This window comes from Variovorax sp. LjRoot175, from assembly GCF_964253805.1.
Taxonomy (GTDB): domain Bacteria; phylum Pseudomonadota; class Gammaproteobacteria; order Burkholderiales; family Burkholderiaceae_C; genus Variovorax.
Genome location: NZ_CAXURY020000001.1, coordinates 2,099,075 through 2,119,968 on the forward strand (window position 1 = coordinate 2,099,075; position 20,894 = coordinate 2,119,968).

At 65.5% G+C, this 20,894-nt stretch carries 18 protein-coding genes; 12 read left to right on the plus strand and 6 right to left on the minus strand.

All coding sequences use genetic code 11. The features are described from left to right. Window positions 1-166: 166 nt before the first annotated feature. Entirely contained in the window at window positions 167-3,670 is a 3,504-nt protein-coding gene (locus tag ACSQ89_RS10605) for a DUF2126 domain-containing protein (RefSeq protein WP_436290572.1), read from the minus strand. Between the two features lie 633 nt (window positions 3,671-4,303). Here ACSQ89_RS10605 and ACSQ89_RS10610 point away from each other — a divergent pair. Both ACSQ89_RS10610 and ACSQ89_RS10615 read left to right on the plus strand, forming a co-directional pair. Further along, entirely contained in the window at window positions 4,304-5,812 is a 1,509-nt protein-coding gene (locus tag ACSQ89_RS10610) for a circularly permuted type 2 ATP-grasp protein (protein ID WP_093102618.1), read from the plus strand. An 18-nt stretch (window positions 5,813-5,830) separates the two neighbouring features. Next, on the plus strand, window positions 5,831-6,787 hold the full coding sequence (locus ACSQ89_RS10615) for an alpha-E domain-containing protein (RefSeq protein WP_093102619.1): 957 nt from the start codon (window positions 5,831-5,833) through the stop codon (window positions 6,785-6,787). A gap of 222 nt (window positions 6,788-7,009) precedes the next feature. On the opposite strand, the gene ACSQ89_RS10620 is transcribed toward ACSQ89_RS10615, so the two are convergent. Further along, the gene (locus ACSQ89_RS10620) at window positions 7,010-7,453 is read right to left on the minus strand and encodes a hypothetical protein (RefSeq protein ID WP_436296179.1); all 444 of its coding nucleotides are present in this window, start codon (window positions 7,451-7,453) and stop codon (window positions 7,010-7,012) included. Between the two features lie 181 nt (window positions 7,454-7,634). Between ACSQ89_RS10620 and ACSQ89_RS10625 the strand changes: the two genes are divergently transcribed. Together ACSQ89_RS10625 and ACSQ89_RS10630 are read left to right on the plus strand one after the other, a co-directional pair. Then, on the plus strand, window positions 7,635-8,462 hold the full coding sequence (locus ACSQ89_RS10625; protein WP_436290570.1) for an MlaD family protein: 828 nt from the start codon (window positions 7,635-7,637) through the stop codon (window positions 8,460-8,462). After that, on the plus strand, window positions 8,459-9,067 hold the full coding sequence (locus ACSQ89_RS10630) for an ABC-type transport auxiliary lipoprotein family protein (protein ID WP_436290569.1): 609 nt from the start codon (window positions 8,459-8,461) through the stop codon (window positions 9,065-9,067). The genes ACSQ89_RS10625 and ACSQ89_RS10630 overlap by 4 nt, the downstream gene beginning before the upstream one ends. Here the strand turns inward: ACSQ89_RS10630 and ACSQ89_RS10635 are convergent. Genes ACSQ89_RS10635 through ACSQ89_RS10645 form a run of 3 tightly spaced genes read right to left on the minus strand, consistent with a single transcriptional unit; the run spans window position 9,064 to window position 11,888 of the window. Continuing rightward, entirely contained in the window at window positions 9,064-9,615 is a 552-nt protein-coding gene (locus ACSQ89_RS10635) for a cytochrome b (protein WP_436290568.1), read from the minus strand. The genes ACSQ89_RS10630 and ACSQ89_RS10635 overlap by 4 nt on opposite strands. Before the next feature lie 4 nt (window positions 9,616-9,619). After that, a complete protein-coding gene (glpK, locus tag ACSQ89_RS10640) occupies window positions 9,620-11,113 on the minus strand; it encodes a glycerol kinase GlpK (RefSeq protein ID WP_436290567.1) in 1,494 nt (497 codons plus the stop codon). Window position 11,114: 1 nt separating this feature from the next. Beyond that, a complete protein-coding gene (locus ACSQ89_RS10645; RefSeq protein WP_093102690.1) occupies window positions 11,115-11,888 on the minus strand; it encodes a DeoR/GlpR family DNA-binding transcription regulator in 774 nt (257 codons plus the stop codon). Between the two features lie 99 nt (window positions 11,889-11,987). On the opposite strand from ACSQ89_RS10645, the gene glpD reads away from it, so the two are divergent. From glpD to ACSQ89_RS10685, 8 genes are all read left to right on the plus strand, one after another. Beyond that, window positions 11,988-13,649: a glycerol-3-phosphate dehydrogenase gene (gene glpD, locus ACSQ89_RS10650; protein ID WP_436290566.1), complete on the plus strand. Its 1,662-nt coding sequence runs from the start codon at window positions 11,988-11,990 to the stop codon at window positions 13,647-13,649. After that, window positions 13,640-14,716, plus strand: coding sequence for an ABC transporter ATP-binding protein (locus tag ACSQ89_RS10655; RefSeq protein ID WP_436290565.1), 1,077 nt, complete (start codon window positions 13,640-13,642; stop codon window positions 14,714-14,716). Before glpD ends, ACSQ89_RS10655 begins: the two co-directional genes overlap by 10 nt. Before the next feature lies 1 nt (window position 14,717). Continuing rightward, a complete protein-coding gene (locus ACSQ89_RS10660; RefSeq protein WP_093102630.1) occupies window positions 14,718-15,788 on the plus strand; it encodes an ABC transporter ATP-binding protein in 1,071 nt (356 codons plus the stop codon). Further along, a complete protein-coding gene (locus tag ACSQ89_RS10665; protein WP_436290564.1) occupies window positions 15,785-16,675 on the plus strand; it encodes a carbohydrate ABC transporter permease in 891 nt (296 codons plus the stop codon). Before ACSQ89_RS10660 ends, ACSQ89_RS10665 begins: the two co-directional genes overlap by 4 nt. Then, window positions 16,672-17,484, plus strand: coding sequence for a carbohydrate ABC transporter permease (locus tag ACSQ89_RS10670; protein ID WP_093102633.1), 813 nt, complete (start codon window positions 16,672-16,674; stop codon window positions 17,482-17,484). The genes ACSQ89_RS10665 and ACSQ89_RS10670 overlap by 4 nt, the downstream gene beginning before the upstream one ends. Before the next feature lie 12 nt (window positions 17,485-17,496). Continuing rightward, window positions 17,497-17,805 carry a DUF2160 domain-containing protein gene (locus ACSQ89_RS10675; RefSeq protein WP_093102634.1) on the plus strand — a complete coding sequence of 103 codons (309 nt, stop codon included), beginning with the start codon at window positions 17,497-17,499 and terminating at the stop codon, window positions 17,803-17,805. A gap of 88 nt (window positions 17,806-17,893) precedes the next feature. Beyond that, window positions 17,894-19,624, plus strand: a complete 1,731-nt coding sequence (locus ACSQ89_RS10680) for an ABC transporter substrate-binding protein (RefSeq protein ID WP_093102636.1) — start codon at window positions 17,894-17,896, stop codon at window positions 19,622-19,624. A 92-nt stretch (window positions 19,625-19,716) separates the two neighbouring features. Further along, window positions 19,717-20,274, plus strand: coding sequence for a histidine phosphatase family protein (locus ACSQ89_RS10685; RefSeq protein WP_436290563.1), 558 nt, complete (start codon window positions 19,717-19,719; stop codon window positions 20,272-20,274). On the opposite strand, the gene ACSQ89_RS10690 is transcribed toward ACSQ89_RS10685, so the two are convergent. Next, window positions 20,275-20,892, minus strand: a complete 618-nt coding sequence (locus ACSQ89_RS10690; RefSeq protein ID WP_436290562.1) for an HD domain-containing protein — start codon at window positions 20,890-20,892, stop codon at window positions 20,275-20,277. It abuts the gene before it with no gap. Window positions 20,893-20,894 lie beyond the last annotated feature (2 nt).

The following is a 20,894-nucleotide window of genomic DNA, read 5'->3' on the forward strand; positions in this document are numbered from 1 at the left end:
TGTGCCGATTGTCACATCGGCGTCATCGCGATGGGGCGGTGGGGCGGTGGGGCGGTGGGCGATGAATCCAGGAACACCGCGGAACCGGCTTTGTCGGGCCGCTGGTGTTGCCCCCTGCAAGGGGGTTGGCGAGCGCGACACGAAGTGCGCGAAGCCTGGGGTGGGCTCATCCTCGTCTCAAATCCAACGTGAACGGGAACTCGCGGCTTCCAGCAAGTTCGATCGTCGCCGGTGGCGTGCGCAGCAGGCCGGGGGTATGGCCCATGCGCGAGAAGCGCGAATGGCGCCGGCTTTCGGCCTCGTTGGCGTTGACCGGGAAGCTCTCGTAGCTGAGCCCGCCCGGATGCGCGACGAAGTACTGGCAACCGCCGAGCGAGCGCTTCATCCAGGTGTCGACCAGGTCGAAGGTGAGCGGCGCATGGACGCCGATGCTGGGATGCAGCGCCGAGGGTGGATTCCAGGCCTTGTAGCGGATGCCGGCCACGAATTCGCCGACCGTGCCGGTGGGCTGCAGCGGCAGCACCTGGCCGTTGACGGTGACGACGTGGCGGCTTTCGTTGAGGCCGGTCACGCGCACCTCGATGCGTTCGAGCGAGGAGTCGACATAGCGCACCGTGCCGCCGGCCGAGCCTTCCTCGCCCATCACGTGCCAGGGCTCGAGCGCGTTGCGCAGCGACAGCTCCACGCCCATGGCCTGGACCTGGCCCACCAGCGGGAAGCGGAACTCGAAATGCGGCGCGAACCAGTCCGGATCGAAGGCGAAGCCGGCCTGCCGCATCTCGCTGATGACGTCCTCGAAATCCATCTTGACGAAGGTCGGCAAGAGAAAGCGGTCGTGCAGTTCGGTGCCCCAGCGCGTGGCGGGTGCCTTGTAGGGCTCGTCCCAGAAGCGGGCGATGAAGGCGCGCAGGAGCAGCTGCTGCGCGATGCTCATGCGCGCGTGCGGTGGCATCTCGAAGGCGCGCAGCTCCAGCAGGCCGAGGCGGCCGGTGGCGGAGTCGGGCGAGTAGAGCTTGTCGATGCAGAACTCGCTGCGATGCGTGTTGCCGGTGACGTCGACCAGGATGTTGCGCAGCGTGCGATCCACCATCCAGGCCGGCATGTTCTGGCCGTGGATCTCGCGGTTGCGCGCGATTTCCCTGAGCGCGATCTCGAGCTCGTAGAGCTGGTCGTTGCGCGCCTCGTCGACGCGCGGCGCCTGGCTGGTCGGGCCGATGAACATGCCCGAGAACAGATAGCTCAGCGACGGGTGGTTGTGCCAGTAGAGCAAGAGGCTCGCGAGCAGCTCGGGCCGGCGCAGGAAGGGGCTGTCGGCCGGCGTGGCGCCGCCCAGCACGAAGTGGTTGCCGCCGCCGGTGCCGGTGTGGCGGCCGTCGGTCATGAACTTCTCGGCCGACAGGCGCGTCTCGAAGGCCGCGTTGTAGAGGAACTCGGTGTGATCGACCAGCTCGCGCCAGTTGTGCGCGGGATGGATGTTGACCTCGATCACGCCGGGGTCGGGCGTGACCTGCAGCATCTTGAGGCGCGGATCGCGCGGCGGCGGGTAGCCTTCGATCACGATCTGCACGCCCAGCTGCTCGGCCGTGGCTTCGACCGCGGCGACGAGATCGAGGTAATCCTCCAGCCGCGCCAGCGGCGGCATGAAAACGTAGAGCACGCCCGAGGCGCTCCCCACCTTCTCGGCCGCCGGCCCGTTGGCGCGGCGCGGGTCGCGCACCTCCACGCACAGCGCGCTGCGCGTGATCCAGTGGGCCGATTCGCCGCGCCGCGGCTCGCGGGTCGCGGTCGGATCGGAGGAGGCCGCGGCAGCGCGTGCCGCCGCCGGGTTGCCGTGCGCGGCCTGGAAGCGCAGCGCGGACGGCGCCTGCTGCGGTACGCCGAAGTCGTAGGGCACGGCGCCCAGATCGACCGGCGCGCCGGCGAGCCCGCCTTCATAGCGCGCACGGAAAAGGGTGGAGGCGGGCAGCGGCGCGCGCGGCGCGGTGGGGTCGCGCTCCACCAGGTAGGGATAGTCGCCCTTGCTGACCCAGGGTTGCGAATCGAGTGGCAGGCGGTAGCCCATCGGCGAATCGCCGGGGACCAGGTACATGCGGTCGTCGCGCAGGAACCAGGGGCCGGTCTTCCAGCCCGGTCCGGCGAGCGCCGGCGCATCGGTGTCGGCGTTCGCGGCCTCGATCGGCAGCATGTAGCCGATCACCGCATCAAGCTTCTGCGTGAACACGCGGCGCAGGCGCACGCGTTCCAGCTCGTCGTCGAGCTTCGAATCGAAGGGGTCGACGTTCACCGGCAGCCGGCGCTCGCGCCAGAGGTAGTAGTAGACGTCTTCGTAGCCTGGCTGCACGAAGCGGTCGGTGAGGCCGAGCTTGTGCGCGAGCGCGCTGGTGAAGCGGCGCGCGTCTTCGCTCGTGTAGTGGGTGGGCGTGCGTTCGTCGGCGAAGAGCTCGGGCTTGTGCCACAGCGGCTGGCCGTCGGCGCGCCAGAAGATCGACAGCGCCCAGCGCGGCAGCTGTTCGCCCGGGTACCACTTGCCCTGGCCGAAATGAAGGAAGCCGCCCTGGCCGTATTCGGCGCGCAGCTTGTGCACGAGCTCGGTCGCGTAGCCGCGCTTGGTCGGGCCGAGCGCATCGGTGTTCCATTCGGGCGCGTCGCGGTCGCTGGTGGCGACGTAGGTCGGCTCGCCGCCCATCGTGAGGCGCACGTCGCCAGCATTCAGGCGCGCGTCGACTGCCTCGCCGAGCGCCAGCACCTCGGCCCATTGATCGTCGGTATAGGGCTTGGTCACGCGCGGCGATTCGTGGATGCGCGTGACCTTCATCTCGTGGGCGAATTCGACCTCGGCCTCGTCGACCGCGCCTTCGATCGGCGCCGCACTCGAAGGTGTGGGCGTGCAGGCCAGCGGGATGTGGCCTTCGCCGGCCATCAGGCCCGAGGTGGCGTCGAGCCCGATCCAGCCGGCGCCGGGCAGATAGACCTCGCACCAGGCGTGCAGGTCGGTGAAGTCGACCGTGGTGCCGCTGGGGCCGTCGAGCGCCTTCACGTCGGGCGTGAGCTGGATCAGGTAGCCCGAAACGAAGCGCGCCGCCAGGCCGCAATGGCGCAACAGCTGCACCAGCAGCCAGCCCGAATCGCGGCAGGAACCGGAGGCATTGGCCAGCGTCTGCTCGGGCGTCTGCACGCCGGGCTCCATGCGGATCAGGTAGCCGACGTCCTTCTGCACCTGCTGGTTGAGGCCGACGAGGAAGTCGATGGTGCGCTTCGTCTTGCGGTCGATCTTCTCGAGGTAGGCCGCGACCAGCGGCGTGGCAGGGTCGGCCACGAGGTAGGGCGCGAGTTCCTGCGCCTGCGATTCGGTGTACTTGAAAGGGAAGTTCTCGGCCTGCGGCTCGAGGAAGAAGTCGAAGGGGTTGTAGACCGCCATCTCGACCACGAGGTCGACCGTGACCTTGAACCCGCGCGTCTTCTCGGGGAACACCAGCCGCGCCTGGTAGTTCGCGAACGGGTCCTGCTGCCAGTTGATGAAGTGCTGCTCGGGCTCGACGCGCAACGAATACGAGATCACGTTGCTGCGGCAATGCGGCGCGGGGCGCAGGCGGATCACCTGCGGTCCCAATTGCACCGGGCGGTCGTACTTGTAGTGGGTGACGTGGTGGAGAGCGGCGTGGATGGACATTTTTTCTCGGAACGTCGAGGTTGCCTCGGAGTGAGACGCATACTAGCCCACACGGTTAGCAATTAGCGCGCCACAGAGAGCGTGTAAGGGAGCGATTGCAGCATGTCATCAGGGATCGTTGCGTGACGCCGGGCGGGGAGCCGCGCGGCCTGGCTTTCTTTGCCGCCATGGCCGGCTCGGTGCTGGGCGCTGCGCTGCAGTTGCAGCAGGCGGCGCTGTGACATGGTGGTGTTTACGCCGGGGTGCTGTTGGCCGCGGTCGCCGGCGGGCTGTTGCTGCGGGGATTGCGACGCTCGGCCCTGGCCATGCTGCTGCTCGGCGCGATGGCCGGCGCCGGCCTCGCGGGCTGGCGCGCGACCGCCTATGCGGGTGATGCGCTGGCGCCCGCGCTCGAGGGGCGCGACCTGCAGGTGGTGGGCATCGTTTCGCAGATGCCGCAGCGCGGCGATGGCGCTGTGCGCTTCTCTTCGACCTCGAATCGGCGCGCTGGGGCCGGCGGTAACGACCGCGGCATGCCGCGCGTGCCCCCGCGAATGCCAGCGCCGGACCGCGAAACGCTACTGGCACCACGTTGTTCCCTAGAAGCACTGGCCCTGAACTTGCTAAGCTACGCCCAAGGAGATTGGTCGTCCCATGCACAAATTCGACGAGATGTACGAGCAGCTGCCCTACCATGGCGCAGCGGTCCGAAACCACTACAAGCGCTACGACCAATGGCTCGCGAAGCAGCCCGGCGAGGTGATGCGATCGCGGCGCGAGGAGGCGGAAATGATCTTCCGCCGGGTCGGCATCACCTTTGCCGTGTACGGCGCGAAGGACGAGGACGGTTCGGGCACCGAGCGCCTGATCCCCTTCGACCTGCTGCCGCGCATCATTCCCGCGCACGAGTGGGAAAGCATGGAGAAGGGGCTGGTGCAGCGCGTGACCGCGCTCAACCGCTTCATCCACGACGTCTACCACGGGCAGGAGATCGTCAAGGCCGGCGTGGTCCCCTCAGAGCAGATCTTCAACAACGCGCAGTACCGCCCCGAGATGGTGGGCGTGAAGGTGCCCAACGACATCTACTCGCACATCTCCGGCATCGACATCGTGCGCGCGCCGGACGCGGCCGGCAACGGCGAGTACTACGTGCTCGAAGACAACCTGCGGGTTCCCAGCGGCGTGAGCTACATGCTGGAGAACCGCAAGATGATGATGCGGCTCTTCCCCGAGCTGTTCAGCCAGAACCGCGTCGCGCCGGTGGCGCACTATCCCGACCTGCTGCTCGAAACCCTGCGCGCCTCCGCGCCGCCCGCGACCGCCGAGCCCACCGTGGTGGTGCTCACACCCGGCATGTACAACAGCGCCTACTTCGAGCATGCCTTCCTCGCGCAGCAGATGGGCGTGGAGCTGGTCGAAGGGCAGGACCTCTTCGTCAAGGACGACTTCGTCTACATGCGCACCACGCGCGGCCCGCGGCGCGTCGACGTGATCTACCGCCGCGTCGACGACGACTTCCTCGACCCCGAGGTGTTCCGCCCCACGTCGACGCTCGGTTGCGCCGGCCTCATGCGCGCCTACCGCGAGGGCAACGTCGTGATCTGCAATGCGGTCGGCACCGGCGTGGCGGACGACAAGTCGATCTACCCCTACGTGCCGAAGATGATCGAGTTCTACCTCGGCGAGAAGCCGATCCTCAAGAACGTGCCCACCTACATGTGCCGCAACAAGGAGGAACTCGACTACACGCTGGCCAACATGAAGGACCTGGTGGTCAAGGAAGTGCACGGCGCCGGCGGCTACGGCATGCTGATCGGCCCGGCGGCGACGCATGCCGAGATCGAGGACTTCAAGAAAGCCGTGCTCGCCAAGCCCGACGGCTACATCGCGCAGCCCACCTTGAGCCTGTCGACCTCGCCCACCTTCGTGGAGGCCGGCATCGCGCCGCGCCACATCGACCTGCGCCCCTTCGTGCTCTCGGGCAAGGAAGTGCAGATGGTGCCCGGCGGCCTCACGCGCGTCGCGCTCAAGGAGGGCTCGCTGGTCGTCAATTCGTCGCAGGGAGGCGGCACCAAGGACACCTGGATTCTCGAAGGGGACCGTCGCACCAAGCCGCGCTCGGAATCGCAGTCGCAATCGCAATCGCAAACCCAAGTGGGTTGATCAGGGGAGCACCACAGCATGTTGTCACGCACCGCCGATCACCTCTACTGGATGTCGCGCTACACCGAGCGGGCCGAAAACACCGCGCGCATGCTCGACGTCAACTACCAGACCTCGCTCTTGCCGCAATCGGCCGAGGTTGCCAAGTACGGCTGGCAGGGCCTGCTCTCCATCAGCGAGCTGCTGCCCCTGTTCAACGAAAAGCACGAGCACATCGTGCCCGACGAGGTGATGGAGTTCATGGTCAAGGACGAGTCCAATCCCTCGTCGATCCTTTCGTGCCTCCGAGCCGCGCGCGAGAACGCGCGGGCCGTGCGCGGCGCGCTCACCACCGAAGCCTGGGAGACGCAGAACACGACCTGGCTCGAGGTCAACCGCATGCTGCGCGCCGGCGAATTCGAGCGCGACCCGGGCCAGTTCTTCGAATGGGTCAAGTTCCGCTCGCACCTCTCGCGCGGCGTGACCCTGGGCACCATGCTGCAGGACGAGGCCTTCCACTTCTCGCGCCTGGGCACCTTCCTGGAGCGCGCGGACAACACGGCACGCCTGGTCGACGTGAAGTTCCATGCGCTCAACAGCGAGTTCTTCGGCACCGCCACCGAGGAAGACCAGGAGTACGACTTCTATCACTGGAGCGCGATCCTGCGCAGCGTCTCGGCCTTCGAGGTCTACCGCAAGGTGTACCGCGACGTGATCAAGCCTGAACGCGTGGCCGAGCTCCTGATCCTGCGCGCCGACATGCCGCGTTCGCTGCATGCGAGCCTGGTCGAAGTGGTGAGCAATCTTGCGAAGGTGCAGAACGACCAGAGCGCGGAGACGCAGCGGCGTGCGGGGAAGCTGCTGGCCGATTTGCAGTACGCGCGGGTCGATGAGATTCTGGCGACGGGACTGCATGCCTATCTGACGCAGTTTCTCGATCGGGTGAATGAGTTGGGGTGGCGGATCAGTCAGGACTTTTTGGTGCCTGGGCACTGAGCATTTTTCGACTGCGAGTCGGCGACTACGGCGCGCTGTGGGCGCAAGTTCATCGACCTGTAGGACCGACTCTAAACACCGATGGGCGATTCAAAGCAGACTTTCCGGTCCGCCACGGATTCGATGGTGATTCATTGTTGGGTGCATCGTGCCGTTCCCTATGAAACACATAGTGCGAGCGGAACATGATGTCCAGCGCATAGGCCGCCATGCGCCGTGACTCTACCTTCGAGCGGCCAAAGCGGCCCTGATAGTACGCGGCCATCGTCGGCTCGGCCAAACGGTACTGCTTGCGAATTTGACCGAGCAGTTCGTGGTTACAGGGTTCCTTTCGCGCCCAGTCGGCGAGCGACGCATCGGGCGAATCGTGTTCTGGTTTCGCGGGTCATCGTCGCCTACCTGCGCGATGAAATCGTCGGACTTCGTTGCTTCCGGAACCGCGAAGATCGCGTACTGATCGCCTCTCCATCCGTATGGAGTTTCATCAACGACCAGGCGATAGCCGGCTTGGCTGACTTTCTGCCAGTACGCGCTTCGGTGCGAGAAGTTGCCGGTCTTCGGCTGCTTGTCGAATGCCGACGGATCCGCTGTGAGCGCATCGCCGCCGGAGATGTCGAGATCCGAGGTTCCAAGGACCAGTTCACTGGTCACACCGGTCGGGATCACGGGTGGGGAATATAGGTAGGGGATGTCCTTGCGTGGCGAGGGGTTGAGGCTCGCCCGCCAACAGGTCGAAAATGCAATCTTCGCATCGCGTGGCAATTGCAGGGATGACGGACTAGGCTGGCACCGGCCCAAGCGCCTATTTGGCCGGCGATGTGCGGGCTAGCCATGGAGGCAATGCGCGATGAAAAACGATGTCAACACGAAGGCGCGACTTGCGTTCGTGGCGTTCCTGCTTGTGTCGATTCTCGCTGGGGCAATCTGGTATTTTGTTTCCGTAAGCGATTATGTGAACTATCAGATTTCTACCGAGGAGTCCGTCTCCGGCCTCATTGCCGATGCTCCTGTCGAATTCCACGGCGTTGATGTGGGAAGGGTGAAAAGCGTCAAGCTGGTCCGGTCGAATTCAGTGAGTATTTTGTTGAGTATCGACAAGACCGCTCCGATTACCTCGGCCAGCGTCGCCACGATCACCTCGCGTGGACTCGCTTCGCGAGGATTCACCGGCTACGTTTACATTGCTATCGAAGACGTCGGCATCGATTCGCGGCCGCTGGCAGCACGGCCGGGCGAACTTTATCCGACAATACCGACGGCGCCGTCGAAATCAATGACGCTCGATGGGACGCTGACTCAGATGAACGAGAATGTCCAAGCCGTCACTGAGCTGCTGCAATCGACATTCGACGAGAAGACCATCGCATCGCTGAAGCAATCGGTCGACAGCTTGCAGCAAGTAACCAAGGTACTGGCAGAAAATGCCAGGAAGCTGAACTCGATCGTTGCCAATACCGAGCGCGCGAGTCATCGTCTGGAGCCTCTGCTGGAATCGAGTCATGACACAGTGAGAGCGCTTCAGACGCAAATCCTGCCTGAGGCTCACAAGACTCTGTCCAATCTCGATGCGCTGTCCAGTTCCCTCTCCGGCGTGGCGACCAGGATCAATCGAGACCCGTCGATCTTGATTCGCGGCACCAGGCCTCCACCGCTTGGGCCCGGGGAAGAAAAATGAAGGGAAGTATGGCGAGGGCGGCGCTGGTTGCGCTATGTGCCATCCTGCTTTCGGGCTGTGCCCTGTTGTCGCCGGTCGATACTGCCGCCAAGAAACATGTGCTGAGCAGCATCCCACTCGACCTGCCCAACGAACGGACTCGCTCCGCGACCCTGTTGGTTCTGGTTCCCGAGACCCATCCGGTCTATGGCACGACGCAAATGGCCTATACCACCCAGGCCCATCAAATCGCGTATTTCAGTCGGAATGAATGGGCGGAAACACCAGCGCAGATGATGCTGCCTCTGATCGTCAAGACAATTTCGAATACGCACTATTTCAGCGAGGTCCGGTCGCCTCCTCATTTTGGTCGCCACACTTTCGCTCTTCGCACCGAAATCCTGGAGCTCAAGCAGGACTTCACTTCAGACCCGGCGATACTGCAGCTCACGATACGCTTCCATCTAAGTCGCGAGGCAATGAATCGGGTTATCGCGACCAAGGAAGTGTCGGTGCGCGAACCCTTGCGGGAGAGAAATCCCTCCGCCGGGGTCGCGGCGGCCAATGAGGCTGCGAGGAAAGTATTGCGGGAACTCGCCAGGTTCGTGGTCGAGAAAGCGGGTTAGGGCAGCATTTTGCGCAAAGTATCGTCCTTGAATACGAAATGATGCCTCAGTGCCGCGCCCACATGGACGAATATGACAAGCACGAGCACATAAGCGAGCCACTTGTGGACATCGATGAGTCGCTGAAACAGATGGTCGTCGCGAGGAAGGAAATCAGGCAGCGTGAACAAGCCAAAGAACGATACCGGGATGCCAGCGGCGGAAGACATGAGCCAACCAGTCATCGGCAAGACGAACATCAGTGCGTAAAAGGAGAGATGGACGAATCGGGCGGCGATTTTTTGCCAATCAGGCAGGTGTGCAACCAGTTGCGGGAGCACATTCGTCAAACGCCAGCCCAAGCGCACCGCGAGCAAGACGAGTACCAGCAAGCCAAGCTCCTTGTGGTAGAGAATCAGCGTGATCTTTTTTGTATTGAAGCCGACATCTGGAAGCGTGACCATGTAGATGCCCAATGCCAAAAGTCCGATGACAAGAAAAGCCATCAACCAGTGGAGCAGGATCGCAACAGCGCCATAGCGGTCCTCGGTGTTCTCGATCGGGGTCATGGCATCAAACCAGCGTCGCCCTCCGCACCGCCAGCTCCCACCGCTCCATCTTCTCCTCAGCCTTCACCCGGCTCAGGGTAGGCATGAAGCGCCGTTCGACGCGCCACTGCTTCGACAACTCACTCAGGTCGCGGTACACGCCGGTCGAGAGTCCTGCCAGGTAAGCCGCACCGAGCGCCGTGGTCTCGATGACCTCCGGCCGTACCACCGGAATCCCTAGCAGATCCGCCTGGAACTGCATCAGCAGATCGTTGACGGCCGCGCCGCCGTCGACGCGCAACTCCGCCACCGGCGTGCCGCCCGCGGCGACCGCATCGCGGCTCATGGCCTGCAGCAGCGCGGCGCTCTGATAAGCAATGCTCTCCAGCGCCGCGCGCGCGATGTGCGCGACGGTGGTGCCGCGCGTGAGGCCGGTGATGGTGCCGCGCGCGTCGGCGTTCCAGTAGGGCGCGCCGAGGCCGGTAAAGGCCGGCACCATCATCACGCCGCCCGCATCGGGCACGCTCTCGGCCAGCGCCTGCACCTGTGCGCTGCCCTGGATGGCCTTCAAGCCGTCGCGCAGCCACTGCACTACCGCGCCGCCGACGAACACGCTGCCTTCCATCGCGTACTGCGGCTGGGCGCTGGTCTGCGCCGCGCTGGTCACGAGCAGGCCGTTCTGCGAAGGCTGGAAGGCGCCGCCGGTGTGCATCAACAGGAAGCAGCCGGTGCCATAGGTGTTCTTGGCCATGCCGGCCTCGAAGCAGGCCTGGCCGAAGAGGGCGCTTTGCTGGTCGCCCGCCACGCCGCCGACGGGCAGGCTGCGCTCGAACAGGCCCGCGTCGGTGTCGGCAAAGTGCGCGCTCGAAGGCTTCACCTCGGGCATCAGCGAGGCGGGGATGTCCAGCGCCTTCAGCAGATCGGCATCCCACTGGTTGCTGCGGACATTGAAGAGCATGGTGCGCGAGGCGTTGCTTACGTCGGTCACATGCACCTTGCCACCGGTCAGTTGCCAGATCAGCCAGCTGTCGACGGTGCCGAAGGCCAGCTCGCCGCGCTCGGCCGCGGCGCGTGCGCCGGGCACGTTGTCGAGCAGCCAGCGCAGCTTGGTGCCGGAGAAGTAGGCGTCGATCACGAGACCGGTCTTGTCGCGGATGGTGTCGGTCATGCCGTCTTCGCGCAGCCGTGCGCACAGCGGCTCGGCGCGCCGGTCCTGCCAGACGATGGCGTGGTGCACAGGCTGGCCGGTCTTGCGGTTCCACAGCACGGTGGTTTCGCGCTGGTTGGTGATGCCCAGCGCGTGGATGTCGCTCGCTGTGAGCTTCGCTTTAGCGAGCACCTCGCGCGCGGTCGCGAGCTGGCTGGTCCAGATCTCCACCGGGTCGTGCTCGACCCAGCCGGGCTGCGGGTAGATCTGCGTGAGCTCTTGCTGGGCGATGGCGACGATGCGGCCTTCGCGATCGAAGACGATGCTGCGGGAGCTCGACGTGCCCTGGTCGAGGGCGAGCAGGTAGGTCATCTCAATGGTCCTTTGATGCGATCTCGCAGCGCACCTGTGCGCGCTCGAGCAGCTCCGGAAAAGGCGGCGGCGGCTCGGCGTCGGTAAAAAGGCAATCGATCTGCGACAGCTTCGCCAGCTCGATCATGGCAGGGCGGTTGAACTTGCTCGCGTCGGCCGCGAGCCAGACCTCGCGCGCCTGCGCAATGATGGTCTGCGCCACCTTCACCTCGCGCAGGTCGAAGTCGCGCAGCGTGCCATCGTCCTCGATGCTGGAAACGCCGATCAGCGCGATGTCGACCTTGAACTGACGGATGAAATCGACCGTCGCCTCGCCCACGATCGCGCGGTCGCGCAGCCGCACCGAGCCGCCCGCGACGATCACTTCGCAGTTCGGGTTGTCGCTCAGGATGGTCGCGACGTTCAGGTTGTTGGTGATCACGCGCAGCCCGGTGTGGCGCAGCAGCGCCTTCGCGATCGCCTCGGTGGTGGTGCCGATGTTGAGGATCAGCGAACAGTCGTTCGGCACCCGCGCGGCCACGGCGCGCGCGATGCGCGCCTTGCCTTCGGCATTGAGCGTTTCGCGCTGCTGGTAGCCGATGTTCTCGGTGGTCGAGCTCGGCACCCGCACACCGCCATGGAAGCGCGTCAGCAGGCCTTCGTCGGCCAGTCGCTGCACGTCGCGGCGCACGGTCTGCAGCGTCACTTCGAGCATCTCGGCCAGCTGTTCGACCGTGATCGAGCCGCGGGCGCGGACGGTGTTGAGCAGCTTGAGTTGGCGGGGGTTGGAGTTCACTGACATGGAAGAGAGCGCGGGGCGCGTTACTTTAAAGCGAAAGAAAACGAATGGACTTAAGGGTTAACGCCAAGGGAAATCGCGCATTAAGGAATCAAAATGAAAAAATACGAAAACGCCTCAGGCGAAATAAGTGAACAAATTCACGGGTCCATCCCTCCGTCCGTTGTGAGCGCCATCCCCCCGTCCACCTCCGCCGCCATCACCGACTGCGACGTGCTCATCGTCGGCGGCGGCATCAACGGCTGCGGCATCGCGCGCGATCTGGCGGGCCGCGGCTTTCGCGTGCTGCTGTGCGAGAAGGACGATCTCGCGGCGCACACCTCCTCGTCGTCCACCAAGCTGATCCACGGCGGTCTGCGCTACCTCGAGTACTACGAGTTCTCGCTGGTGCGCAAGGCCTTGCAGGAACGCGAGGTGCTGCTCAAGAGCGCGCCGCACATCATGTGGCCGCTGCGTTTCGTGATGCCGCACGATCCCTCCATGCGGCCGGCCTGGATGGTGCGTATCGGCCTCTTCATGTACGACCACCTGGCCAAGCGCGAGGTGCTGCCGGGCTCGCGCGCTATTGACCTGCGCAGCCACGCGGCCGGCGAGCCGCTCAAGCCGCAGTTCAAACGCGGCTTCGTCTACTCCGACGGCTGGGTCGATGACGCGCGGCTGGTGGTGCTCAATGCGCTCGATGCGCGCGCCAAGGGGGCCGAGGTGCTGACCCGCACGCGCTGCGTGAGCGCGCGCCGCGATGTCGATGGCTGGACCGCTCTGCTCGAATCCGCGGACGGCGCCCAGCGCACCGTGCGCGCGCGCGCCGTGGTCAATGCGGCGGGGCCCTGGGCCGAATCCTTCTTGCGCGGCGTGGCCCACGCGGCCAAGGGCGAGGCGTTGGCCACGCGGCACCTGCGGCTGGTCAAGGGCAGCCACATCGTGGTGCCACGCCTCTTCAAGCACGACCACGCCTACATCTTCCAGAACCCCGACAAGCGGATCATCTTCGCGATTCCCTACCAGGACGATTTCACGCTGATCGGCACCACCGACATCGAGCTGAACGGCGACGACCCTGGCGCGGCGCGCATCGGCGCGGACGAGATCGACTACCTCTGCACCCAGGCCAGCCGCTACTTCGAGAAGCCCATCGTGCCGGCCGACGTGGTCTGGACTTACTCGGGCGTGCGGCCGCTGCTCGACGACGACTCGGGCGACCCCTCGGCCGTCACGCGCGACTACCTGCTCGAAAGCAACACCGGTGCCGCACCGCTGCTGTCTGTGTGGGGCGGCAAGATCACGACCTTTCGCAAGCTCGCCGAAGACGCGGCCGACGAGGTGGGCCGGATGCTCGGCGATGCGCGGCCGGCATGGACCGAAGGCGCCTTTCTCGCGGGCGGCGACCTGTCGGGCTGGATCGGTACCGCCGCGCGGCCCGATGACGATTTCGAACGCTTCGTGGCAGCGGTTGGCTCGAAGTACCCGTGGCTCGATGCCGCGCTGGCGCGCCGGCTCGCGCGCGCCTACGGCGCCCGCATCTCGAACGTGATCGGCGATGCGCAATCGATGGCCGACCTCGGCGCCGCCGTGGCACCCGGCCTGCACGAGCGCGAGCTGCGCTATCTGCACAACGAGGAGTGGGCCTGCAGCGGCGACGACGTGCTCTGGCGCCGCTCCAAGCTGGGCCTGCACCTCACGCGCCAGGAGCGCGAGCAGGTCGGTACCTGGATGGAGATCAACACGAGTTCGCAAGAAGGAATTGCTGCATGCAACTGACACTCGAGCGCGTCACCAAGAAGGTGGGCGCCCAGACCTGGCTCTACCCGCAGAGCATCGCGCCGAAGCATGGTGCGGTGACCGTGCTGCTGGGCGCCACGCAGGCCGGCAAGACCAGCCTGATGCGGCTGATGGCCGGCCTCGACACGCCGACCGAAGGCAAGGTGCAGGTCGACGGCAAGGACGTGACCGGCGTGCCGGTGCGCGAGCGCAACGTGGCGATGGTCTACCAGCAGTTCATCAACTACCCCTCGCTCAAGGTGGGCGAGAACATCGGCTCGCCGCTCAAGCTGCGGGGCGAGAAGAACGTCGATGCGAAGGTGCGCGAGCTGGCCGACAAGCTGCACATCGGCATGTTCCTCGACCGCTATCCGGCCGAACTCTCGGGCGGCCAGCAGCAGCGCGTGGCGCTGGCGCGCGCGCTGGCCAAGAACGCGCCGCTGATGCTGCTCGACGAGCCGCTGGTCAACCTCGACTACAAGCTGCGCGAAGGCCTGCGCGAAGAACTCACGCAGCTCTTCGCCACCGGCGACTCGACCGTGATCTACGCCACCACCGAACCTGGGGAGGCCCTGCTGCTGGGCGGCTACACCGCGGTGATGGATGCCGGCGAGCTGCTGCAGTACGGGCCGACCGCCGAGGTGTTCCATGCGCCGCAGTCGCTGCGCGTGGCGCGCGCCTTCAGCGACCCGCCGATGAACCTGCTGGCCGGCCGCGTGGTCGCCGGCGGCGTGCAACTCGAAGGCGGGCCGCTGCTGCCGATCGCGCTGCCGGCGGGTGTCGAAGGCGCCGTGACCATCGGCCTGCGCGCGAGTGCGCTGAACGTGAACGCGGGGGAGGGCGACATCGCCCTGCCCGGCAAGGTCGAACTGGCCGAGATCTCTGGCTCCGACACCTTCGTCCACGCCGAGACGCTGGTGGGCGAACTGGTGGCGCAACTGACCGGGGTGCACCGCTTCGAACTCGGCACGGCGATCACCTTGTACTTCGCGGCCTCGCAGGCCTACGTGTTCGACGCCGGCGAGCGGCTCGCGGTGGCGCCGGCCTGGCGCCGGAAGGGAGACTGACATGGCCCGTATCGACCTCGACCTGGCCCATGCCTATCGCCCCAACCCGAGGGAGGACAGCGACTATGCGCTGCTGCCGCTCAAGATGAGCTTTCGCGACGGCGGCGCCTACGCCTTGCTCGGCCCCTCGGGCTGCGGCAAGACCACCATGCTCAACATCATCTCGGGCCTGCTCGCGCCCTCGCAGGGCAGCGTGCGCTTCAACGGCCGCGACGTGACGCTGGAGACGCCGCAGCAGCGCAACATCGCGCAGGTGTTCCAGTTCCCGGTGATCTACGACACCATGACCGTGGCCGAGAACCTCGCCTTCCCGCTGCGCAACCGGCAGCTGCCAGCCGAGCAGATCAAGAGGCGGGTGGGCGAGATCGCCGAGATGCTCGACATGAGCGGTCAGCTCAACCAGCGCGCCGCCAACCTCGCGGCCGATGCCAAGCAGAAGATCTCGCTCGGCCGCGGGCTGGTGCGCAGCGACGTGTCGGCGGTGCTCTTCGACGAGCCGCTGACCGTGATCGATCCGCACCTCAAGTGGCAGCTGCGGCGCAAGCTCAAGCAGATCCACCGCGAGCTCAAGCTCACGCTGATCTACGTCACGCACGACCAGGTCGAGGCGCTGACCTTCGCCGAAGAGGTGGTCGTCATGACGCGCGGCAAGGCGGTGCAGGTGGGCAGCGCCGAGGCGCTGTTCGAGCGGCCGGCCCACACCTTCGTCGGCCACTTCATCGGTTCGCCGGGCATGAACTTCCTGCCGGCGCAGTGCGCGGGCGGCGTGCTGGAGATCGCGGGCAACCGGCTCGCGCTGCCGCGGGCGCTGCCCGACGGCGCGCTCAAGCTCGGCATCCGGCCCGAATACCTCGCGCTGGCCGAACTCCAGTCGCCCGGCGCATTGAGGGCCACGGTCACGCAGTTGCAGGACGTCGGGACGCACCAGATGCTCAGCGCGCAGATCGGCGAGAGCGTGCTCAAGGCCCGGCTGCATTCCGATGCGCAGGTGCCGTCGGTCGGCGAGCCGGTCTGGCTCAAGGTGGTGGACAAGCACACCTGCTATTACCGCGATGAGGAGCTGGTCGCATGAACGGAACCGTGAAACCCATCAACCAGAAGGCCTGGTGGCTGGTGCTGCCGGTGCTGCTGTGCGTGGCCTTTTCGGCCATCGTGCCGCTGATGACGGTGGTCAACTACTCGGTGCAGGACATCATCTCGCCCGAGCGGCGCGTGTTCGTCGGCACCGAATGGTTCGCCGCGGTGATGCGCGACGACGAGCTGCATGCAGCCCTGTGGCGCCAGCTCGGCTTCTCGCTCGCCGTGCTCGTCGTCGAGATCCCGCTGGGCATCTGCCTGGCGCTGTCGATGCCATCGACCGGCTGGAAGTCATCGGCCGTGCTGGTGGTGGTCGCGCTCTCGCTGTTGATTCCGTGGAACGTGGTCGGCACCATCTGGCAGATCTTCGGGCGTGCCGACATCGGGCTCTTCGGTTGGGCGCTGCAGAAGCTGGGCATCGACTACAGCTACACCGGCAACGCGCGCGATGCCTGGCTCACGGTGTTGGTGATGGACGTCTGGCACTGGACGCCGCTGGTCGCGCTGCTGTGCTACGCCGGGCTGCGCTCGATTCCCGATGCCTACTACCAGGCCGCGCGCATCGACGGCGCAAGCAAGTTCGCGGTGTTCCGCTACATCCAGCTGCCCAAGATGCGCGGCGTGCTGGTGATCGCGGTGCTGCTGCGCTTCATGGACAGCTTCATGATCTACACCGAACCCTTCGTGCTGACGGGCGGCGGTCCGGGCAATGCGACCACCTTCCTGAGCCAGTACCTCACGCAGAAGGCCGTCGGCCAGTTCGACCTCGGTCCGGCGGCCGCCTTCTCGCTGATCTATTTCCTGATCATTCTGCTGCTGTGTTTCGTGCTCTACAACTGGATGCAGCGGGTCGGCACGCAGGAAGTGGAGGAAACGAAATGAACGAACGCCGCTTCCGCAAGCGCAGCGTCTTCCTGCTGCTCTACATCCTGTTCGCGCTCCTGCCCATCTACTGGATGGTCAACATGAGCTTCAAGACCAACGAGGAGATTCTTTCGAGCTTCTCTTTCTTCCCCCAGCAGTTCACCTGGGCCAACTACGCGCGCATCTTCACCGACGAATCGTGGTACTCGGGCTACATCAACAGCCTGATCTACGTCGGCATCAACACGGTGATCTCGCTTACGGTCGCGTTGCCGGCGGCCTATGCCTTCTCGCGCTATTCCTTCCTCGGCGACAAGCACGTGTTCTTCTGGCTGCTCACCAACCGCATGACGCCGCCGGCCGTGTTCCTCTTGCCCTTCTTCCAGCTCTACACCACGGTCGGGCTGATGGACACGCATCTGGGTGTGGCGCTGGCGCACCTGCTCTTCAACGTGCCACTGGCGGTGTGGATTCTGGAAGGCTTCATGAGCGGCATTCCGCGCGAGATCGACGAGACGGCCTACATCGACGGCTATTCCTTCCCGCGCTTCTTCCTCACCATCTTCCTGCCGCTGATCAAGGCCGGCGTCGGCGTCGCGGCCTTCTTCTGCTTCATGTTCAGCTGGGTCGAGCTGCTGCTGGCCCGCACGCTCACCAGCGTGAACGCCAAGCCGATCGTGGCCACGATGACGCGCACGGTGAGCGCCTCGGGCATGGACTGGGCCACCTTGGCGGCCGCGGGCGTGCTGACCATCGTGCCGGGCGCGATCGTGATCTGGTTCGTGCGCCACTACATCGCCAAGGGCTTCGCGATGGGACGCGTCTAAGGAGACTGAAAAATGTTCGAGTGGATGGTCTGGACCACGCCGGTGGCCGTTTTCTTCAGCTGCATCGCACTGATGCTGGTCGGCATGACCGTGTGGGAATTCAAGTCGCCGACCACCCTGCGCCGCGGTTGGCTGCCGATGGAAACCACGCGCGGCGACCGGCTCTTCATCGGGCTGCTCATCGCGGCCTACATCAATCTGGCCTTCATCGGCCTGGCCGGCCTGTTCCAGGAGTGGTTCAGCCTGGAGGTCGAACCGTCGATCTGGATCAGCTTCGTGCTGTCGATGCTCGCGCTGGCGCTGATCATGCGCAAGGGCTGACGGCAATCGCTTTCTTCAGCTGTCCGGCTCTTCGCTTTCCCGGGGCCGGGATCTGCACAACACCGGGAAGCACCATGAGGAGACATCCATGAAGATTCGCTACACAGCGTTGGCACTGGCAGCGGCGACTTTTGCCTTGCAGAGCGCCTGGGCCGGAGAACCGGAGGCCAAGAAGTGGATCGACAGCGAATTCCAGCCGTCGACCCTGAGCAAAGACCAGCAGACCGCCGAGATGAAATGGTTCATCGACGCCGCCAAGAAGTTGCAGGCCAAGGGCGTCAGGGAGATCTCGGTGGTGTCCGAAACCATCACCACGCACGAGTACGAATCGAAGACGATGGCCAAGGCCTTCGAGGAAATCACCGGCATCAAGGTCAAGCACGACCTGATCCAGGAAGGCGACGTGGTCGAGAAACTACAGACCTCGATGCAGTCGGGCAAGTCGATCTACGACGGCTGGGTCTCCGACTCCGACCTGATCGGTACCCATTACCGCTACGGCAAGATCATGAACCTGACCGACTACATGGCCGGCAAGGGCAAGGAATACACCAACCCGGGCCTCGACCTCAAGGACTTCATCGGCACCAAGTTCACCACCGGTCCAGACGGCAAGCTCTACCAGTTGCCCGACCAGCAGTTCGCCAACCTCTACTGGTTCCGCGCCGACCTGTTCGCGCGCCCCGACCTGAAGGACAAGTTCAAGGCCAAGTACGGCTACGACCTGGGCGTGCCGCTCAACTGGAGCGCCTACGAGGACATCGCCGAGTTCTTCAGCGTCGACGTGAAGACCATCGACGGCAAGCCGATCTACGGCCACATGGACTACGGCAAGAAAGACCCGTCGCTCGGCTGGCGCTTCACCGATGCCTGGCTCTCGATGGCCGGCACCGCCGACATCGGAACGCCCAACGGCCTGCCGATCGACGAGTGGGGCATTCGCGTCGGCGACGACAAGTGCACGCCGGTGGGCGCCAGCGTGTCGCGCGGCGGTGCGACCAATTCGCCCGCGGCCGTCTATGCGCTGACCAAGTACATCGACTGGATGAAGAAGTACGCGCCCAAGGAAGCCACCGGCATGACCTTCGGCGAAGCCGGCCCGGTGCCCGCGCAGGGCCAGATCGCGCAGCAGATCTTCTGGTACACGGCCTTCACCGCCGACATGACCAAGGCCGGCCTGCCGGTGGTCAACGCGGACGGCACGCCCAAGTGGCGCATGGCGCCCGGCCCGAACGGACCGTACTGGAAGCAGGGCATGCAGAACGGCTACCAGGACGTCGGCTCGTGGACCTTCTTCTCTGCGCACGACGAGAACCGCACGGCCGCCGCCTGGCTCTATGCGCAGTTCATCACTTCCAAGACCACCTCGCTCAAGAAGACCATCGTGGGCCTGACGCCGATCCGCGAGTCCGACATCCAGTCGAAGGCGATGACCGACATGGCGCCCAAGCTGGGCGGCCTGGTCGAGTTCTATCGCAGCCCGGCGCGCGTGGCCTGGTCGCCGACCGGCACCAACGTGCCTGACTATCCGAAGCTGGCGCAGCTCTGGTGGAAGAACGTGGCCGAGGCGGTGACGGGCGAGAAGACGCCGCAGAAGGCCATGGACAACCTGGCCGACGAGATGGACAACGTGATGGGCCGCCTGGAGCGCGCCGGTATGGCCAAGTGCGCGCCCAAGCTCAATGCCAAGGGCGATCCCAACAAGTACCTGAGCGACCAGCATGCGCCGTGGAAGAAGCTGGCGAACGAGAAGCCGAAGGGCGAGACCATCGACTACAACAAGCTGCTGAGCGCCTGGAAGGAAGGCAAGGCACGCTGAGCGCCTGAAGCGCAAGGCTTCGAGGGCTGCTGTGCGAAGGCGCAGCAGCCCTTTTTGCTTTGGGGTCGACCGCGCTTTGCTAGCCTCGCGCGATGCCTGGAAGACGCGAATTCATCCTGCTTGCAGCGGCACTTCTGGGCCGTGCCCATGCCCAGACGGGTGCCGATGCGATGGCCGAGCGCCTGCGTGCCGGCCGGTGCGCGCTGCTGTGGCGCCACGCGCAGACGACGCAGGGCGTCGGCGATCCGCCCGGCTTCAGGCTGGACCAGTGCAGCACGCAGCGCAACCTGAGCGAGGCGGGCCGTACGCAGGCCCGCGCGGCGGGCGAGTGGTTCCGTGCCCGCGGCCTCGCACCGGGCGCCGTGCGTTCCAGCGCGTGGTGCCGTTGCAAGGACACGGCGGACCTGGCCTTCGGTGCCCATTCCCTGTGGGCGCCTCTCAACTCGACCTTCGGCAGCACTGAGATCTCGGCCAACAACCGGCAACTCCTGCTCGACGGACTGGCGCGCATTCCGGCCGGTACTTTCGAGGTCTGGGTTACGCACCAGGTCAACATCACGGCCTTCACCGGCGAGTCGGTGGCGATGGGCGAAGCGGTGGTCGTCGATCGCGCGGCCAAGGTCGTGGCACGCGGCGGCTTTGGCGGCTGATCAGCCGATCGCTTGCTGCAGATTGATGCGCGCCTGGGCTTCCAGCTTCGCCCGGATCGATGCGCTGAGATAGAGCGGATCGCGCGCCAGGAAGCGGCCGAGAATTTCACGCCGTCGCAGCTCGAAGACGTCGGGCGGCACATGTGCGTACTCGGCGCGGATCTGCCGCTCGTACTCGGCAAAGCGCGCGGCAGGCGCGCCGAGGATCGAGAGGTCGATGTCGACCAGCAACTGTGCATCGGCATCTTCGGGCTGTGCGTGGTGGCGCGTGGCCATCACCAGCGCATGGACGCGCCGGGCCGCATCGCCCGCGACGCCGGCGGCCAGCAGCGCGGCTTGCGCCCAGTCGGCGCTTCGCGCCTCGTTGTCGCGCCGGTGCACGTCATAGGTCGCGTCGTGGAACCACAGCGCGAGCGCGATCTCGGCCGGGCGCTCTGCATGGCTGCGTTCGCGCGCGAGACCGGCCAGGCATTCGTCCAGGTGCTGCAGCGTGTGGTAGGCGCGATGCGGCTCGCTGTAGTGCGCCAGCAGCTTGGCCAGCAGCACCTCGTCGGGCGCAGCGACGCCGAGGTCGCGCCAAGCATCGATCCACGAGGCGCGCCGCACGCCGGCGTCCATGG

What these genes read in the sequence shown, in the direction of transcription:
- ACSQ89_RS10605 (WP_436290572.1), bottom strand. Translation starts at nt 3,670, where the DNA reads ATGTCCATCCACGCCGCTCTCCACCACGTCACCCACTACAAGTACGAC.
- ACSQ89_RS10610 (WP_093102618.1), top strand. Translation starts at nt 4,304, where the DNA reads ATGCACAAATTCGACGAGATGTACGAGCAGCTGCCCTACCATGGCGCA.
- ACSQ89_RS10615 (WP_093102619.1), top strand. Translation starts at nt 5,831, where the DNA reads ATGTTGTCACGCACCGCCGATCACCTCTACTGGATGTCGCGCTACACC.
- ACSQ89_RS10625 (WP_436290570.1), top strand. Translation starts at nt 7,635, where the DNA reads ATGAAAAACGATGTCAACACGAAGGCGCGACTTGCGTTCGTGGCGTTC.
- ACSQ89_RS10630 (WP_436290569.1), top strand. Translation starts at nt 8,459, where the DNA reads ATGAAGGGAAGTATGGCGAGGGCGGCGCTGGTTGCGCTATGTGCCATC.
- ACSQ89_RS10635 (WP_436290568.1), bottom strand. Translation starts at nt 9,615, where the DNA reads ATGACCCCGATCGAGAACACCGAGGACCGCTATGGCGCTGTTGCGATC.
- glpK (WP_436290567.1), bottom strand. Translation starts at nt 11,113, where the DNA reads ATGACCTACCTGCTCGCCCTCGACCAGGGCACGTCGAGCTCCCGCAGC.
- glpD (WP_436290566.1), top strand. Translation starts at nt 11,988, where the DNA reads ATGAAAAAATACGAAAACGCCTCAGGCGAAATAAGTGAACAAATTCAC.
- ACSQ89_RS10655 (WP_436290565.1), top strand. Translation starts at nt 13,640, where the DNA reads ATGCAACTGACACTCGAGCGCGTCACCAAGAAGGTGGGCGCCCAGACC.
- ACSQ89_RS10660 (WP_093102630.1), top strand. Translation starts at nt 14,718, where the DNA reads ATGGCCCGTATCGACCTCGACCTGGCCCATGCCTATCGCCCCAACCCG.
- ACSQ89_RS10665 (WP_436290564.1), top strand. Translation starts at nt 15,785, where the DNA reads ATGAACGGAACCGTGAAACCCATCAACCAGAAGGCCTGGTGGCTGGTG.
- ACSQ89_RS10670 (WP_093102633.1), top strand. Translation starts at nt 16,672, where the DNA reads ATGAACGAACGCCGCTTCCGCAAGCGCAGCGTCTTCCTGCTGCTCTAC.
- ACSQ89_RS10675 (WP_093102634.1), top strand. Translation starts at nt 17,497, where the DNA reads ATGTTCGAGTGGATGGTCTGGACCACGCCGGTGGCCGTTTTCTTCAGC.
- ACSQ89_RS10680 (WP_093102636.1), top strand. Translation starts at nt 17,894, where the DNA reads ATGAAGATTCGCTACACAGCGTTGGCACTGGCAGCGGCGACTTTTGCC.
- ACSQ89_RS10685 (WP_436290563.1), top strand. Translation starts at nt 19,717, where the DNA reads ATGCCTGGAAGACGCGAATTCATCCTGCTTGCAGCGGCACTTCTGGGC.
- ACSQ89_RS10690 (WP_436290562.1), bottom strand. Translation starts at nt 20,892, where the DNA reads ATGGACGCCGGCGTGCGGCGCGCCTCGTGGATCGATGCTTGGCGCGAC.